Source organism: Rhodoligotrophos appendicifer, from assembly GCF_007474605.1.
Classification (GTDB): Bacteria; Pseudomonadota; Alphaproteobacteria; order Rhizobiales; family Im1; genus Rhodoligotrophos; species Rhodoligotrophos appendicifer.
Window position 1 is genome coordinate 26,852 of record NZ_VHKL01000005.1, and the last position, 14,232, is coordinate 41,083.

Genomic DNA, 14,232 nt, shown 5'->3' on the forward strand with positions numbered 1-14,232 from the left:
AGGAGAGACAGAGGTCCTGCTTCGTCGGCAGGGGATGATCTTGCTGGGCTAACGTGCCTCGAGCCTAAAGCCCGTTTATCTCACGGCTTGGCCGAAGGACAAGCCGCCCATCGACAAAATCCCATATCGCTCCATTCTCGACCGCTTGGTTGAGCAGAATGGGCAGTTGCTCTGCCACGTCGCTGGGACTTGCCAGGTTTTCTTTGTTCTCTCCGGGCATTGCTTGCGCTCGCATGGCGGTACGCACTGGCCCTGGATTCAACAAGCTTACCCTTAGAGAGGTGCTCGCCACCTCGTGGGCGTATGTCTTGACCAAGGCTTCAAGGGCTGCCTTGGTCGTTGAGTAGACACCCCAATAGGGGTGCAAATTACGCGCTGCTCCCGAAGTCATGAAAACGGCGCGTCCCGCATCGGACTGACGCAAAAGGACGTCGAGCGAACGAATGAGGCGCCAATTCGCCGTCACGTTGACAGCAAAGGTGTCGTCCCATTCCTTGGGCTTCAAATGACCCAGTGGGGTGAGCCGCCCGAGTGCTCCCGCATTGCCGATCAGGATATCGAGTTTTCCCCATCGCTCGTATATGGATGCACCGAGCCTATCCAGCGCGTCGAAGTCTGTGATGTTCACTGGAACTAAGGTCGCTTGGCCGCCCATCGCCTGAATTTCGTCGTCGAGTTCTTCCAGGCCACCGACGGTGCGGGCCAGTGCGATGACATGCGCCCCCTCTCGCGCCAGGACCTTTGCCATGGCATAGCCAATACCGCGGGAGGCACCTGTCACCAGCGCGACGCGATTTTCGTATGGAAGGCCCATAAAATGCGTCGTTAGTGTCAGGAGGCTTCGGCAAGAAGCGACAGCTGACGGGCGGCACCGCCAATTCCGAGATCAGTGAGGGGAGTGGGATAGTCGCCGGTAAAGCAATGATCCGTAAATTGCGGGCGATGCTTATCCCGCCCTTTTTCACCGAGCGCCCGGTAGATGCCGTCAACGGAGAGAAACGCAAGGCTATCCACGCCGATGAAGGTCCGCATCTCCTCGAGCGTATGAGTGGCAGCCAGCAGAGCATCCTGTTCTGGTGTATCGATGCCATAGAAGTCTGGATACTTGATCGGCGGACTGGCCACGCGCATGTGAACCTCCCGCGCTCCGGCCTCGTACATCATCTGTACGATTTTGACCGAAGTTGTTCCTCTGACGATCGAATCGTCCACCAGGACAATGCGCTTTCCTTCGATCACCGACCGATTTGCATTGTGCTTGAGCTTGACACCCAGAGAGCGGATTTGTTGCGTCGGCTCAATGAAGGTGCGTCCGACATAATGATTTCGGATGATTCCAAGTTCGAAGGGTATGCCAGATTGTTCGGAGAAACCGAGTGCGGCCGGAACCCCCGAGTCCGGAACAGGAATAACGACATCAGCATCGACCATCGACTCGATGGCCAGTTCATGGCCGAGAGATTTGCGGACTTTGTAGACGGAACGCCCTCCCAAGACACTGTCCGGCCTTGAGAAATAAATATACTCGAAGATGCAGGGCCGAGCCTGCATGCGAGGGAAGGGGCGCAGGCTTTCAATGCCGTCTTTGGTAATGACGACCACCTCGCCGTTCTCGATCTCCCGGATGAAGCGGGCGCCGATAATGTCAAAAGCGCACGTTTCCGAAGCAAGAATAGGAGCGCCATTGAGTTCGCCGAGGACCAAAGGACGAATGCCCAGTGGGTCGCGAGCGCCGATCAGCTTCTTATTGGTCATCGCAACAAGGGAGTAAGCGCCCTCTATGGCCCGCAGCGAATCGATGAAGCGCTCAATGAATCTCGGCTTTCTCGACTGCGCCACCAGATGAAGAATGACCTCGGTATCAGATGTCGATTGGCAAATGGCTCCGTTTCGGATCAATTCCTCTCGCAAGGTCAGGGCGTTGGTCAGATTGCCGTTATGGCAGACCGCAAAGCCGCCCGCTGCCAGATCGGCAAAGAGCGGCTGTACGTTTCGGAGGACGGTGTCCCCGAATGTCGCATAGCGGACATGCCCTACGGCGGAATCTCCCTGGAGACGCTGCATCATGGCGGGAGACGAAAAATGGTCTCCAACCAGTCCCATTCGCCTTTCGGAATGAAAGCGAACGCCGTCGAAGGAGACGATCCCGGCAGCCTCTTGGCCACGATGTTGAAGCGCGTGCAGTCCGAGAGCCGTGAGCGCTGCAGCATCTGGATGACCGAGGATGCCGAAAACCCCACACTCCTCCCTCAAGGTATCACCGTCGAAATCGGTGTCGTCCTGGACGCCAGTTGCGTTCGCGCCGGCCTCGCCGCCCATGTGATTCGCCACCATACCCATCTCCTGCACTGGACTTGAGGACTAATTGTTGCCGCTGCTTGTAGAGTTTCCGTCATTTAGCAACTGATCAATGCCCTGCCGTTCTGGATTTTCGTAGCCGTCCTCTTCGTCTCCATCCGCTCCCGGAGTGGTCGGCTCATCCTCTCCCGTCGTTCCAGCCCCTGGGGCCTCGCCGGGCTTTGCATTAATATAGGTCTTCCCGAGCAGAGTTTCAGCGACGTCGGGGGGTAAAAACGAAATAACAAAGGTGCTGGTCTGTTCGATGACGGGGAGGGTCGCCGCGTTGCGGACCCAATCAGGTCGCCGCTCGACGGGGACGAGCCAGATGAAAAAGATATAGGCGACCACCACGAGCAACAAGCCTCGTGCCATGCCGAAGACGAAGCCAAGAGTTCGATCGAGCGCCCCCACACCCGAATCAAGAATCCAGTCTGAAATTTTGATGGTGATGATCGAGATGATGATCAGCACGATGACGAAGGTGCCCGCAACCAGGGCGATGTCGGCGACGTAGTCAGGTTGGATATAAGACCGGGCGGTTTCTCGAAAGCCGGTATATGCCAGGAAGGCTGCGAGTGCGGCGCCGGCCCATGAAAGGATCGACAAGACCTCGCGCGTGAATCCGCGCATTAGCGCCAACAGTCCCGAGATGAGCATAATGCCTATCAGGATGACGTCCAACATCGAGAACGGCATTTAGATCGAGCTCCACAGCAGACTGTCGCGAGGCGCGCGGACTATAAATTGGTTTTGCGGTGCTGTCACATCATTGACACCGACACCATCCGTCATGAGGTCGCGGCCACAGTGGCTCTGACCAGTTTATTCCGTTCGAAGGACTGGACCCAACGGACGAGTTCGATGAGACTCTTCGGAGTATGGATCGACATGGAACTGTTCTTCTTAACCTCACTGATGGCTCCAGGAGGAACGACGGCAGTTTTAAAGCCGAGTTTCGCTGCTTCCTTCAATCGCGCTTCTCCTTGTGCCACGGAGCGGAGCGATCCGGAGAGGGAAATCTCACCAAACAAAACACATTCGGGTGGAAGAGGGCAGCCTGTGAACGATGAAACCAATGCGGCGGCCACTGCAATGTCAGCGGCAGGTTCACGAACACGCAGGCCGCCTGCCACATTGAGATAGACATCGTACCCACCCAAGCTGACGCCGCAATGTGTATCCAGCACGGCCAGGGTCATGGCAAGCCTGCTGCCGTCCCATCCGACCACGGCCCGGCGCGCCGTCCCAAGCGTCGAGGGAGAGACCAGCGTCTGAACCTCGACCAAAAGCGGCCTGGTGCCCTCGATCCCGGCGAAAACCGCGGCACCCGGTGTGGCGGTATCCCGATCGCCCAGGAACAGCCCCGAGGGATTCTCGACCTCCGCGAGACCGCTATCGGCCATTTCGAAGACACCGATTTCGTCCGTGGGACCGAACCGATTTTTGACGGCCCGCAGAATGCGAAATCGGTGGCCTCTGTCGCCCTCAAAATACAGAACCGCATCCACCATGTGCTCGATAAGCCTGGGTCCGGCGATCTGGCCATCTTTTGTTACATGGCCGATCATCAGGATTGTCGTCCCTTTGGTTTTGGCAAAACGCACTAAAGCTTCAGCTCCGGCGCGCAGCTGGGACACGCTGCCGGGGGCGGACTCGATTTCCGGGGACCAGATTGTCTGGACGGAATCAATGGCGACGATTGCTGGCGGCGGTCCCTCGCTCAGGGTCGCAAGGATGTCGTTTAAGTTGGTTTCAGCCGCGAGGAGAACGGGAGCATCACTGAGTCCAAGCCGCTCCGCTCGCAACCGGACCTGGGCCACAGCCTCCTCTCCCGAGACATACACAACCCGTTCACCCTTCAATGCGTGACGCGCGAGCGCCTGCAAGATGAGGGTGGATTTTCCGATGCCTGGATCGCCTCCGATCAAAACCGCTGAACCTGGGACCAACCCGCCTCCGGTCACTCTGTCCAATTCAGCGATGCCGGAGAGGAGGCGGGGTGGGGTAGGGGTGGTGCCCTTCAGCCCGACAAGTTCGATGCTGCGCCCTCTGGCGCGCGGCCGGACACCGCTGCCGAGAGGTGCTGCTGTGCCCTCCTCAACAATGGTATTCCAGCCACCACAATTGTCACATCGCCCCACCCAGCGTGGCGTGACCGCTCCGCAGGCTTGACAGACGAATGTGGAACTTGGCTTGGCCAAACCGGCTGCTCCAATGCAAAAATCCAGACAGGTGGATGAGCGCGCTCACTGGACGCGCGAACTCCGGTGGCAAAATGAGTTCAACCCTCAAAGCCTTCCACGACGACCTTTCCGATCATGCGGCCACCTTCGACAAGTTCATGAGCTTTCCGCAGATTGGCGGCGTTGATCGGGCCGAGAGTGGTTGTCAGGGTGGTCCTGACCTCCCCTTGATCTATGGCTTTGGCCAGATCCGTTAAAATGCGGTTCTGCTCAGCGATGTCGGGAGTGCTGAACTGCGCGCGAGTGAACATGTACTCCCAAGCGAGGGTCACGCTCTTGGATTGATAGAGCGCCGCATTGATAGGTTTTTCGTTCGCCACAATGAAGCAAACGACGCCTTGAGGTGTCGCAAGCTCTGCGGTGATCGGAAAATAATCATCCGTCGATGAGGCACACAGAATGCTGTCCACACAATCGAAGCCAAGGGCTCTGACTGAGACGGCAAGATCCTTGTGATTTGCTATAAAATCGGCTCCGAGATCCTGGCACCATTGGCGGGTCTCAGGCCTGGATGCCGTGGCGATGACGGTCAATCCCGCCTGCTTGGCAAGTTGTATGGCGATCGATCCGACGCCACCTGCGCCGCCAATGATGAGCAGGCTGCGTCCCGAATTATCCTCGGGCTGCCGGGAAAGACCCATGCGATCGTGCAACGCCTCTGCAGCCGTCAGAGCGGTCAGCGGCAAAGCTGCGGCCTCAGCGAAACTGAGACGGGTCGGGCACGGCCCAACGATACGCTCATCAACGGGCACATACTGCGCGTTACTGCCGTTTCGTGTTATGTCACCGGCAAAAAAGACCCTGTCTCCCACCTTGAATAGAGTGGTCTCGGCTCCGACTCGCTCTACGGTCCCCGCACCGTCGAAGCCCAGGATGCGAGGCTGCTCCAGGCGCTCTTGAACTCGAAAACGCCGGACCTTCGTATCGACGGGATTGACGGAAATGGCTTCCACCCTGACGAGCAGGTCCCGAGCTCGTAACGCCGGTATCGGAAGTTCAACATCGACTAGACAATTTAGATCTGTGATCGGCGCAGATTGGAATACGCCGACAGCCTTCATCGTTCTCATGGTCTCAGAACATCCATTTTGATTGGCCCCTCGGCACGGCCGTGGATAAACTGTTCCACATATGGGTTTCCGCTCCTGTCGATATCAGCCGCGATCCCATGCCAGATGATCCGGCCTTTGTAGATCATGGCAATATCGTCTGCGATTTTGCGGGCTGAAGCCATGTCATGCGTAATAGAGATGGCCGTGGCACCTAATCTTTTGACACAGTCTCGAATGAGATCGTTGATGACGTCCGCCATGATGGGATCCAGCCCCGTCGTTGGCTCGTCGAAGAAGATGACCTCGGGATCGGCAGCAATGGCACGGGCAAGCCCGACGCGCTTCTGCATGCCTCCTGAAAGTTCCGCGGGCGACAATTCCCCGACTTCAGCCCCGAGCCCGACTTGCGCGAGTTTTTCGAACGCGATCTCTCGTGCCTTCGCCCGCTGCACCTGTTTGCCTTGAATGAGACCGAAAGCGACGTTCTCCCAGACGGTTAAACTATCGAAAAGAGCCGCACCTTGGAACAGCATGCCGAACTTTCGCAGCATCTCCTCTCGGTCAGCTCCACTGTTCCCGATGATCTCTTTGCCGTTGACGTGGATCGATCCCTCATCTGGCCGGATGAGCCCCAGAATGCACTTCAGGGTGACGGATTTTCCGCTGCCGGATCCGCCGATAACCACGAGGGATTTACCGCGGTAAACCGACAGATCGACGCCATCGAGCACGGTCTTCCGCCCGAAGCTCTTTCGCACGCCCGAGAGTGCGATGTGAGGAATTGAGGTCATGGGTTCTTTAAAATCACGAGAAGATCAGCGATGTCATGATGTAGTTAACCGCAAGGATAAGGATGGAGGCCGACACCACGGCGTTTGTTGTGGCCCGACCCACGCCCTGAGCACCACCTTTGCTGTAGTAACCGTGGTAGCATCCCATGAGTGCGATGACGAACCCAAAAACTGCAGCTTTAGCGAGCCCGGATGCCACGTCGCCAAATTCGAGAAAGTCGATCGTGCTCTTCACATAGGACGCCGAATTGAAGCCAAGGCTGCGAGTGCCCACCACGTAGCCGCCTAGGATTCCTATCGTGTCCGCGATGGCCACCAGGATCGGCAGTGTGATGACGCCGGCAATGATCCGTGGCGCCACGAGGTATTTGAAGGGATTGGTAGAGAGTGTCGTCAGGGCGTCGATTTGCTCGGTAACGCGCATGGTCCCGAGCTCGGCAGCGATGGCCGCGCTGACGCGGCCCGCAACAATGAGTCCCGCCAGGACGGGTCCAAGCTCTCGAACAATGCCCAGGGCCACGATCTGGGCCACAATGCTCTCAGCGTTGAAGCGACTGCCGCCGACATAGATCTGCAGGGCAAGGGCGGCGCCGGTGAAGAATGCCGTGAGCCCGACCACGAAAAGTGAATTGTAGCCGATACGGAGCATCTGCTCCAGATCCTGGCGAAGGAAGTATGGCGGCGTGAAAACGTGAAATAACGAGTTCCACAGGAAGATTGAAAGACGGCCCACTTCCTCGCAGAAGTGTAGGGCAATCCGACCGATACTGGCGAGGAAGTTCAAAGGCGGGCCTTTCCGTCAGCAGTCCCTCGGCATGGTCACCCTGCGAATGCAGTTTGGAACAGCCGTGGTCCCTTAGCTCGAATCGTGCGGTGAATATATGCGAGCAAACCGTGAACCTAAAGCGGTGAGAATCTCATAAGGAATAGTTCCGGCCCACCGAGCCAGATCATCAATCGTTATGTGGGACCCTATCAGTTCGGCCCTTCCCCCGCGACGAGCAAATTCTGGCGGCACATCTGTGACATCCACGGTGATCATGTCCATGGAAATCCGGCCGATCACAGGAGCGAACTGACCGCCGACGAACACATGTGCCCGCTCGGCACGACTCGTTCCGCCGAGCGAACGAAAAAAACCATCAGCATACCCGACGCTGATAACTGCGATGTTTGAGTTCCGTTCCGCCTTCCACGTCGCGCTGTAGCCGATTGTCTCACCCGCCGGCACTTCGCGGACGCCTAATATAGTTCCATAGAGGCTGATGACTGGCTTCATGGGGTTTGCACGTTCAGCGAGCGGATTTCCCCCGTAAAGGGCGATGCCGGGTCTCACCAGATCGTAATGAAAATCTGAAACATTCAAGGTTCCGGCCGAGTTTGCCAGGCTGCACTGCGCTTGCGGCAAAAGGGCTCGAAGGCGATCAAAAGTCTCGATTTGCGCCCGATTCATGGCGGCGTTCGGCGTGTCGCCACAGGCAAGATGGCTGATGATCAGCGTGATGCGAAACGCGCAAAGCTCCTTACGGCTGGCGGCTAGGCACTCAACCTGCTTCTCATTGAGACCCAGTCGATTAATACCGGTGTCCACGTGAATACCCGCGGGAAGCCGGCGATCCTCCGAATGGCAAAACTTGGCCCATTCCGAAATTTCGTCGATCGACGAAAGCACGGGACGCAACGAATAGGCAGCCAAAAAGCTGGATGTTCCAGGCAGCAGACCATTGAGTACATAGATGGTAGCGTCCGGAAGTACCTGCCGCAGCCGCGCTCCCTCCACTGGCAGGGCAACGAAGAATGTCTTGCACCCTGCAGACCACAGGGCGGTTCCGGCCTCGACTAACCCGATCCCATAGGCCTCTGCCTTGACGGCGGCGGCGCATTCCACAGGTTTGGCCAGCGCTGCAAGATATCGGTAGTTGGACTGTAGGGCGCGGAGATCAACCATCATGGTTGCCCCGGCGAGTTCCGGCGTCAGGTCAACACTGGCGCAGCTTGGCACTTGGGAAATCGTATCAATGTCGCTCATATGCGCGATCAATCACTCAAATCGTTCAGGGAGATAGTCTTCGGCGATCAAATTCTGAAATCTTGTCAAGCTCGCGTCGAAATGAAGCTGAATTGTGCCAGTAGGCCCGTGACGTTGTTTTCCAATAATGACCTCCGCCCGGCCGGTTATTCTGTTCATCTCATCCTGCCACTCAAAATGCTCGGGAGTGTTGGGCTTAGGTTCCTTTCGCTGAAGATAATATTCCTCGCGGAACACGAACGCGACCACGTCGGCGTCTTGCTCGATTGACCCAGATTCGCGGAGATCTGCAAGCTGTGGGCGCTTGTCGTCACGTTGCTCCACCTGTCTCGAGAGCTGTGATAGCGCCATAACGGGGACGTCCAGCTCCTTCGCGAGCGCCTTCAGTCCTGTCGTTATCTCCGAGACTTCCTGAACGCGACCCTCGCTGGAGCGCTTTGCCGAACCAGTCAGCAATTGCAGGTAATCTACGACGATGAGCCCGAGCCCACGCTGTCGCTTCAGTCGCCTTGCTCGGGCTGCGAGCTGCGCGATCGTCAGTCCACCCGTATCGTCAATATAAAGCGGGAGCGACTGCATCTCCTGGCTAACGATACTTAAGCGGCGGAATTCATCCTCGGTAATCTTGCCCCGTCTAATCCGCTCCGACGAAATACCGGCTTGCTCGGAGAGAATACGAGTTGCGAGCTGTTCAGCCGACATTTCCAGGGAGAAGAACGCGACCAGTCCCCCATCCTGAACCTTCAAGGATCCATCCGGGCTCTGCTCGGCGCGATAGTTTCGCGCGACGTGATAAGCAATATTCGTTGCTAGAGCAGTCTTTCCCATAGCGGGTCGCCCAGCCAGAATGATGAGGTCGGACCGCTGCAATCCACCCATCTTGGCGTCAATGTCCGTGAGCCCACAGGAAACTCCCGAAAGCCCGCCATCACGAGCATAGGCGGCTGCAGCCATGTCAATCGCTTGGGTGAGCGCTTCGCTAAAGCCTCGGAAGCCCTTGCCATAGCGTCCCGTCTCCGCCAGGGCATAAAGGCCTTGCTCAGCCTCTTCGATAAGCGTGCGTGGGGCGACATCGACGGGTGCGTCATAGGCATTGCCTACGATATCGGTGCCGATCTCGATGAGCCGACGACGCACGGCCAGATCGAAAATCGTTCGCCCATATTCCTGTGCATTGATGACAGTGGTCGCTGATCCCGCAAGACGGGCCAAATAGGCCGGGCCGCCAATTTCCGAAAGAGCCTGATCGCGGTCGAAAAACGTCTTCAGAGTGACAGGGGACGCGAGCTTACCCGCACGGACCAGACGAAAGGCAGCCTCGAAAATGCGCGCATGAACCGGCTCGAAAAAATGCTCAGGCTTCAGAAAATCGGAAATCCGTTCACAGGCTTCGTTGTTGACCAGGATTGCCCCCAGCAAAGCCTGTTCCGCCTCCAGATTAAAAGGGACTGAACGATAATCAGGCGTTGCCTTGACGGCCTGATGCTCAAATTTCACGAAGTTTGCTGCTGTCTCCATGGCCAGTTGTTACCCTGTCGCGGTCGGGCTTTGTCTACCAAACGTTAAAGCCTGACCTCCCATGCACGCTATCCACAGCAGCAGGTGGCAGGACCGCAACAATCCTCTTTTAATCACCCGACAGATGATTTCACGCGAGCAATCGCTCCGAATCCGGTGACGATATCACTGCTCAGCTGATTCGTCCCTGGACGCCTGTGATCACTCTGCCGGCACTGAAACCAGTTGCGGCGAACGGCTTTCGAGCCGGCGGAGCCGGTCTTCCTCCTGAACGATATAGTCCCGCGTTATGGGCAGCGCGTGCTGACTTTTCGTGAACTGGATTTGGAAATTGTTCATGCCCTGAAAGCGAAAGGCAGTCTCGGATGCGGCAAGGTAAAACTCCCACATTCTACAAAAACGCTCGTCATAAATAGCTTTGGCCCGATCCCAGTTCGTAATGAACCGATGCCGCCATTCCCGCAGCGTATCGGCATAGTGAAGCCTCAGGATCTCGATATCGGTGATGTAGAGGAGCGACTTCTCAATTACGGGAGTGACTTCCGAGAGGGCGGGGATCGCGCCTCCGGGAAAGATGTGCTTGGCGATCCAAGGGTTTGTGGCGCCTGGCCCGTCCGACCTGTTTATGGAATGAAGCACGGCGACACCATCATCGGTCAGGAGATTTCTCACGGTAGTGAAAAATTCACTGTAATGGCCAGCGCCTACATGCTCGAACATTCCAACCGAAACGATTCGATCGAACTTGCCATTGAGGGTGCGGTAGTCTCGCAGCAGAAACTGGACACGTTCGCCCAAGCCGCGACACGCGGCTCGCTCATTTGAGATCTTGTGCTGTTCTTCGGAGAGCGTGACCCCTGTCACATTTACATTGGCCACTTCGGCCAGGTAGATTCCGAGGCCACCCCAACCCGAGCCAATATCCAGCACGCGTTGCCCCGGTTGGAGGTCCAACTTAGCGGCCAGATGTCTTTTCTTGGCGAGTTGAGCATCCTCTAATGTGCTGTCTGCGTGTTCAAAATACGCACAGGAGTATTGGCGGTCGCGATCGAGGAACAGGTCGTACATTGCACCATCGAGGTCGTAATGGTGAGCGATGTTCTTCCGAGCACGCCAAATGGGATTGTGTTGGTGCCACTTTCGCAATCGATAGCGAAGATTCCCCCAAACCTTCAGCCACCTTGGATAGGGCATGCGCTCCATGTTGGACAGCAAGACTTCTAGAAAGTCATAGATGGTCCCCTGTTCAAAGCTCAGGGAACCATCCATGTACACTTCGCCGAGATGGAGTTCGGGATTGAAGGCGAGCTTCCGGTATACGGAGGGGTCGGAAATCCGGGCGACGATCGGAACTCCTGTTGCGTCTCCGAACCGATGCGTGTTCCCCGAGGCGTCGATCACAGTCAGTGTCCCGTGACGGACAATGTGACTAAAAATTCGCTTCAGTACCGACAGCACTTCAAGCTCCTTCTCCAACAGTACTGATGATCTCAGATCATCAGTAAGTCGGACCCGCTATGTGCTCACCCTTTCATGAATTTAACTACCCAAATGATCAGTGGCAATGGTCTGGAAGAGGAACAGTTAAGTGCTTTGAGCAACGCTCCTCATTCTTCTCCGACGTCACCTCTGTTGAGGATCTCCAGAACCTCGTCATCGAGCTCACCGTCGAACTGCGCCGCCTCGAGAGCCGCCTCACGCTCGTCCATGGGAATAGACAAATCTTCTCCCCTTGCTTGGGATTCCGCCTCATCTGTCGAACGGGCAATATTGAGCGTGATCGTGACCGGAACTTCAGGATGCAACGCGATCCTAACTTGTGTGAGGCCGATGCTTTTGATGGGCTGCTCAAGGACAACTTGGTTGCGGACGACCTCGGTACCCGTTTCTTCGCTCACCACCTGCGCAATGTCACGAGTGCTGACCGATCCATAGAGCTGGCCCGATTCACCAGCCTGGCGGATAATCACAAAGCTTTGGCCGTTGACCTTTTCAGCCTGTGCCTCGGCACTGGCTTTCCGCTCGTCATTGCGCTTCAGAAGGGCTTCCCGCTGACTTTCGAACCGAACCTTGTTGGACTCGCTGGCACGCAGGGCTTTTCCGCTGGGAAGAAGGAAGTTGCGTGCATAACCATCTTTGACTCTGACGACATCGCCCATGGCACCGAGCTTTTCGACGCGTTCTAGAAGAATGACATGCATGTGAGGGGACTCCTTTGATGTTTATCGACGAATGATGGGACCGTTGGATGGGCCTGGACGACCGGCAAGCGTATTGGCCAGTCCGACGCCGGACAGCGCGAGCAAAACAATCCAATTGAAGATCAGCAAGGCTGCGTAAAGCGCGCCGAGCAACAGGGGGCGGCTCGTGAAGCCGAGGGTTTTCGAATGGATCACCGCGAGCCCCAGCACAGCAAATGCCGCAAGCGAGACTGCGAGGAAAATATTGCCAAGCAAGCCGACTGTCCCGGGGACAAAGGAAGCCGCCATTGCTGCAAAGGGAGCGATGGCCATACTCCGAGGGAAGGCCAAGCTGCTGAACGGCGCCCAGGGCCGTAGCGCACGTCCCGACAAGGCGACGATCCTCACGGCGAGAAACAGATTGATGAGGGATGAGAGCATCCAAAGCAGCGCTGAGACAGCCGGCAGCATCCAGACGAACATTTCGATGAACCCATCAAGGTTCAGATCGCCGGTAGTCTTGAGCTGTTCTTGCAGACCGGGTTGCGTAGAGAACATCCGTGTGACGGCCTCGCGCAGGACGGCTCTAAAGCTCTCTGCATCGGGTCCGAGCAGGATGACGGCCGTGGTGGCGATAAGTCCTGCCAGAGCGGCGGTCCACAGGACGAGGCGGCCCTCTGGATAGAATTGCCGTCCGGCGACAAGAGGCGCCCCCTCGGAATCGGAAGCCTCCGACGTATCTCGTGAAAGAAGAGCGAGATAGCTCAGGATGGCCGGCGCCAACGCCACGGTGACGACGAAGAGGAGGGCCGAACGATAGTCAGTCGTAAGCCATATGACTGCAGTTCCGGCGATGGCGCCCACGAGGGCGGCAGCAGAGCCCCATCCGAAACCCACGATGAACAGGGGCAGGGGCGCCATATACAAGAGGATCACCGCCAGCAGCGAGTAGCTGATGACGGTGAAGTAAAGAGCCGCGGCAGCAAGCCCGGCTCCGACGCCAATAATGAGACTGCGTTGCATTGTGGCTGTCCCGCTTCCTGCGGTTAGAGGTGACCGAGATCACCCCAACCCTCCGACCGGCATGAACCGGCAAGAGTTACTTGATGACGTAAGGGAGCAATCCGAGAAAGCGTGATCGCTTGATCGCCTTCGAGAGCTCGCGCTGCTTCTTCGCGGAAACGGCGGTGATGCGGCTCGGCACGATCTTGCCGCGCTCGGACACGAAGCGCTGTAAGAGGCGCGTGTCCTTATAGTCGATCACCGGTGCATTGGTGCCGGAAAACGGGCAGGTCTTGCGGCGACGGAAGAAAGGCCGGCGCGCTTGGGATTGTGGCATAGACATCAGATCGTCTCCTCACGGCCGCCGCCCATGGGACCGTCGTCCGAGCGCGGGCCCCGCCCTCGGAACCCTCCATCCCGGTCGCCGCCACGGAAGCCGCCACCATCACGAAAACCGCCACCTTCGCGGAAACCGCCACCTTCACGGGGACCGCGAGGCCCACGGGGCCCCCGATCATCGCGATCTTCGCGGCCGGGCCGCGCGCGCATCATCACGGACGGCCCACTTTCATGCTCGTCGACTCGCAGCGTCAGGAACCGAACCACGTCTTCGTTGAGCTTCATCTGCCGCTCCATCTCGGTCACAGCAGCGTGGGGCGCATCGATGTTCACCAGGGAATAGTGGGCCTTGCGGTTCTTCCTGATCCGGTAGGACAGCGGCCGCAGGCCCCAATATTCCGACTTAGTGACGCTGCCGCCATGCTCCTGCAGGACGGTTTTGAATTGTTCAGTCAGGGCCTCGACCTGTGCATTCGAGGCATCCTGACGAACCATGAAAATATGCTCATACAACGCCATGGGCGTCGGTCCTTTCCTTCGTTCGCTGTTGCGGTTCAGCTCCGGCGCCGAGCCTCCAGTGAGCCCAATAGGAAAGGCTCAAAAAACGGATCCTCAAAGAAGCGGAGACACCGGAAGCATGGATCTGTAAGATCCACCCATTCTTCACAAGGAAGCATGGTCTTCCATTCAGCCTCCAACCGGAGCTGCTACGAGGCACGCATATAGAGAAAACAGCGG

The 14,232-nt window shown here is 57.4% G+C and carries 14 protein-coding genes; all 14 read right to left on the minus strand.

What is annotated here, in order from left to right:
- Positions 1 to 64: 64 nt before the first annotated feature.
- Entirely contained in the window at positions 65 to 814 is a 750-nt protein-coding gene (locus tag FKM97_RS11930) for an SDR family NAD(P)-dependent oxidoreductase (RefSeq protein ID WP_144292650.1), read from the minus strand.
- 17 nt (positions 815 to 831) lie between these two features.
- The gene (gene purF / locus FKM97_RS11935; protein ID WP_144293030.1) at positions 832 to 2,319 is read right to left on the minus strand and encodes an amidophosphoribosyltransferase; all 1,488 of its coding nucleotides are present in this window, start codon (positions 2,317 to 2,319) and stop codon (positions 832 to 834) included.
- Between the two features lie 42 nt (positions 2,320 to 2,361).
- Positions 2,362 to 3,036: a CvpA family protein gene (locus FKM97_RS11940; RefSeq protein ID WP_144292651.1), complete on the minus strand. Its 675-nt coding sequence runs from the start codon at positions 3,034 to 3,036 to the stop codon at positions 2,362 to 2,364.
- Between the two features lie 92 nt (positions 3,037 to 3,128).
- Positions 3,129 to 4,541, minus strand: coding sequence for a DNA repair protein RadA (gene radA / locus FKM97_RS11945; protein WP_144292652.1), 1,413 nt, complete (start codon positions 4,539 to 4,541; stop codon positions 3,129 to 3,131).
- An 80-nt stretch (positions 4,542 to 4,621) separates the two neighbouring features.
- Positions 4,622 to 5,644, minus strand: a complete 1,023-nt coding sequence (locus FKM97_RS11950) for a zinc-binding alcohol dehydrogenase family protein (RefSeq protein WP_144293031.1) — start codon at positions 5,642 to 5,644, stop codon at positions 4,622 to 4,624.
- A 5-nt stretch (positions 5,645 to 5,649) separates the two neighbouring features.
- On the minus strand, positions 5,650 to 6,426 hold the full coding sequence (locus FKM97_RS11955) for an ABC transporter ATP-binding protein (protein WP_144292653.1): 777 nt from the start codon (positions 6,424 to 6,426) through the stop codon (positions 5,650 to 5,652).
- A gap of 13 nt (positions 6,427 to 6,439) precedes the next feature.
- Entirely contained in the window at positions 6,440 to 7,159 is a 720-nt protein-coding gene (locus FKM97_RS11960) for an MlaE family ABC transporter permease (protein ID WP_246105054.1), read from the minus strand.
- A gap of 123 nt (positions 7,160 to 7,282) precedes the next feature.
- The gene (gene alr, locus FKM97_RS11965; RefSeq protein ID WP_144292655.1) at positions 7,283 to 8,455 is read right to left on the minus strand and encodes an alanine racemase; all 1,173 of its coding nucleotides are present in this window, start codon (positions 8,453 to 8,455) and stop codon (positions 7,283 to 7,285) included.
- Between the two features lie 12 nt (positions 8,456 to 8,467).
- Complete coding sequence (locus FKM97_RS11970; RefSeq protein ID WP_144292656.1) at positions 8,468 to 9,973, minus strand: replicative DNA helicase; 1,506 nt, start codon at positions 9,971 to 9,973, stop codon at positions 8,468 to 8,470.
- Positions 9,974 to 10,174: 201 nt separating this feature from the next.
- Positions 10,175 to 11,431: a cyclopropane fatty acid synthase gene (locus FKM97_RS11975; RefSeq protein WP_144292657.1), complete on the minus strand. Its 1,257-nt coding sequence runs from the start codon at positions 11,429 to 11,431 to the stop codon at positions 10,175 to 10,177.
- Between the two features lie 149 nt (positions 11,432 to 11,580).
- On the minus strand, positions 11,581 to 12,174 hold the full coding sequence (rplI, locus tag FKM97_RS11980; RefSeq protein ID WP_144292658.1) for a 50S ribosomal protein L9: 594 nt from the start codon (positions 12,172 to 12,174) through the stop codon (positions 11,581 to 11,583).
- Positions 12,175 to 12,195: 21 nt separating this feature from the next.
- Complete coding sequence (locus tag FKM97_RS11985; protein ID WP_144292659.1) at positions 12,196 to 13,176, minus strand: DUF2232 domain-containing protein; 981 nt, start codon at positions 13,174 to 13,176, stop codon at positions 12,196 to 12,198.
- A 76-nt stretch (positions 13,177 to 13,252) separates the two neighbouring features.
- On the minus strand, positions 13,253 to 13,492 hold the full coding sequence (gene rpsR / locus FKM97_RS11990) for a 30S ribosomal protein S18 (protein ID WP_144293032.1): 240 nt from the start codon (positions 13,490 to 13,492) through the stop codon (positions 13,253 to 13,255).
- A gap of 5 nt (positions 13,493 to 13,497) precedes the next feature.
- Positions 13,498 to 14,013 (minus strand): 30S ribosomal protein S6, encoded by a 516-nt coding sequence (gene rpsF / locus FKM97_RS11995; protein ID WP_144292660.1) that lies wholly within the window; start codon positions 14,011 to 14,013, stop codon positions 13,498 to 13,500.
- Positions 14,014 to 14,232 lie beyond the last annotated feature (219 nt).

What these genes read in the sequence shown, in the direction of transcription:
- FKM97_RS11985 (WP_144292659.1), bottom strand. Translation starts at nt 13,176, where the DNA reads ATGCAACGCAGTCTCATTATTGGCGTCGGAGCCGGGCTTGCTGCCGCG.
- rplI (WP_144292658.1), bottom strand. Translation starts at nt 12,174, where the DNA reads ATGCATGTCATTCTTCTAGAACGCGTCGAAAAGCTCGGTGCCATGGGC.
- FKM97_RS11970 (WP_144292656.1), bottom strand. Translation starts at nt 9,973, where the DNA reads ATGGAGACAGCAGCAAACTTCGTGAAATTTGAGCATCAGGCCGTCAAG.
- FKM97_RS11940 (WP_144292651.1), bottom strand. Translation starts at nt 3,036, where the DNA reads ATGCCGTTCTCGATGTTGGACGTCATCCTGATAGGCATTATGCTCATC.
- rpsF (WP_144292660.1), bottom strand. Translation starts at nt 14,013, where the DNA reads ATGGCGTTGTATGAGCATATTTTCATGGTTCGTCAGGATGCCTCGAAT.
- FKM97_RS11950 (WP_144293031.1), bottom strand. Translation starts at nt 5,644, where the DNA reads ATGAAGGCTGTCGGCGTATTCCAATCTGCGCCGATCACAGATCTAAAT.
- FKM97_RS11955 (WP_144292653.1), bottom strand. Translation starts at nt 6,426, where the DNA reads ATGACCTCAATTCCTCACATCGCACTCTCGGGCGTGCGAAAGAGCTTC.
- alr (WP_144292655.1), bottom strand. Translation starts at nt 8,455, where the DNA reads ATGAGCGACATTGATACGATTTCCCAAGTGCCAAGCTGCGCCAGTGTT.
- rpsR (WP_144293032.1), bottom strand. Translation starts at nt 13,492, where the DNA reads ATGCCACAATCCCAAGCGCGCCGGCCTTTCTTCCGTCGCCGCAAGACC.
- FKM97_RS11930 (WP_144292650.1), bottom strand. Translation starts at nt 814, where the DNA reads ATGGGCCTTCCATACGAAAATCGCGTCGCGCTGGTGACAGGTGCCTCC.
- purF (WP_144293030.1), bottom strand. Translation starts at nt 2,319, where the DNA reads ATGGGCGGCGAGGCCGGCGCGAACGCAACTGGCGTCCAGGACGACACC.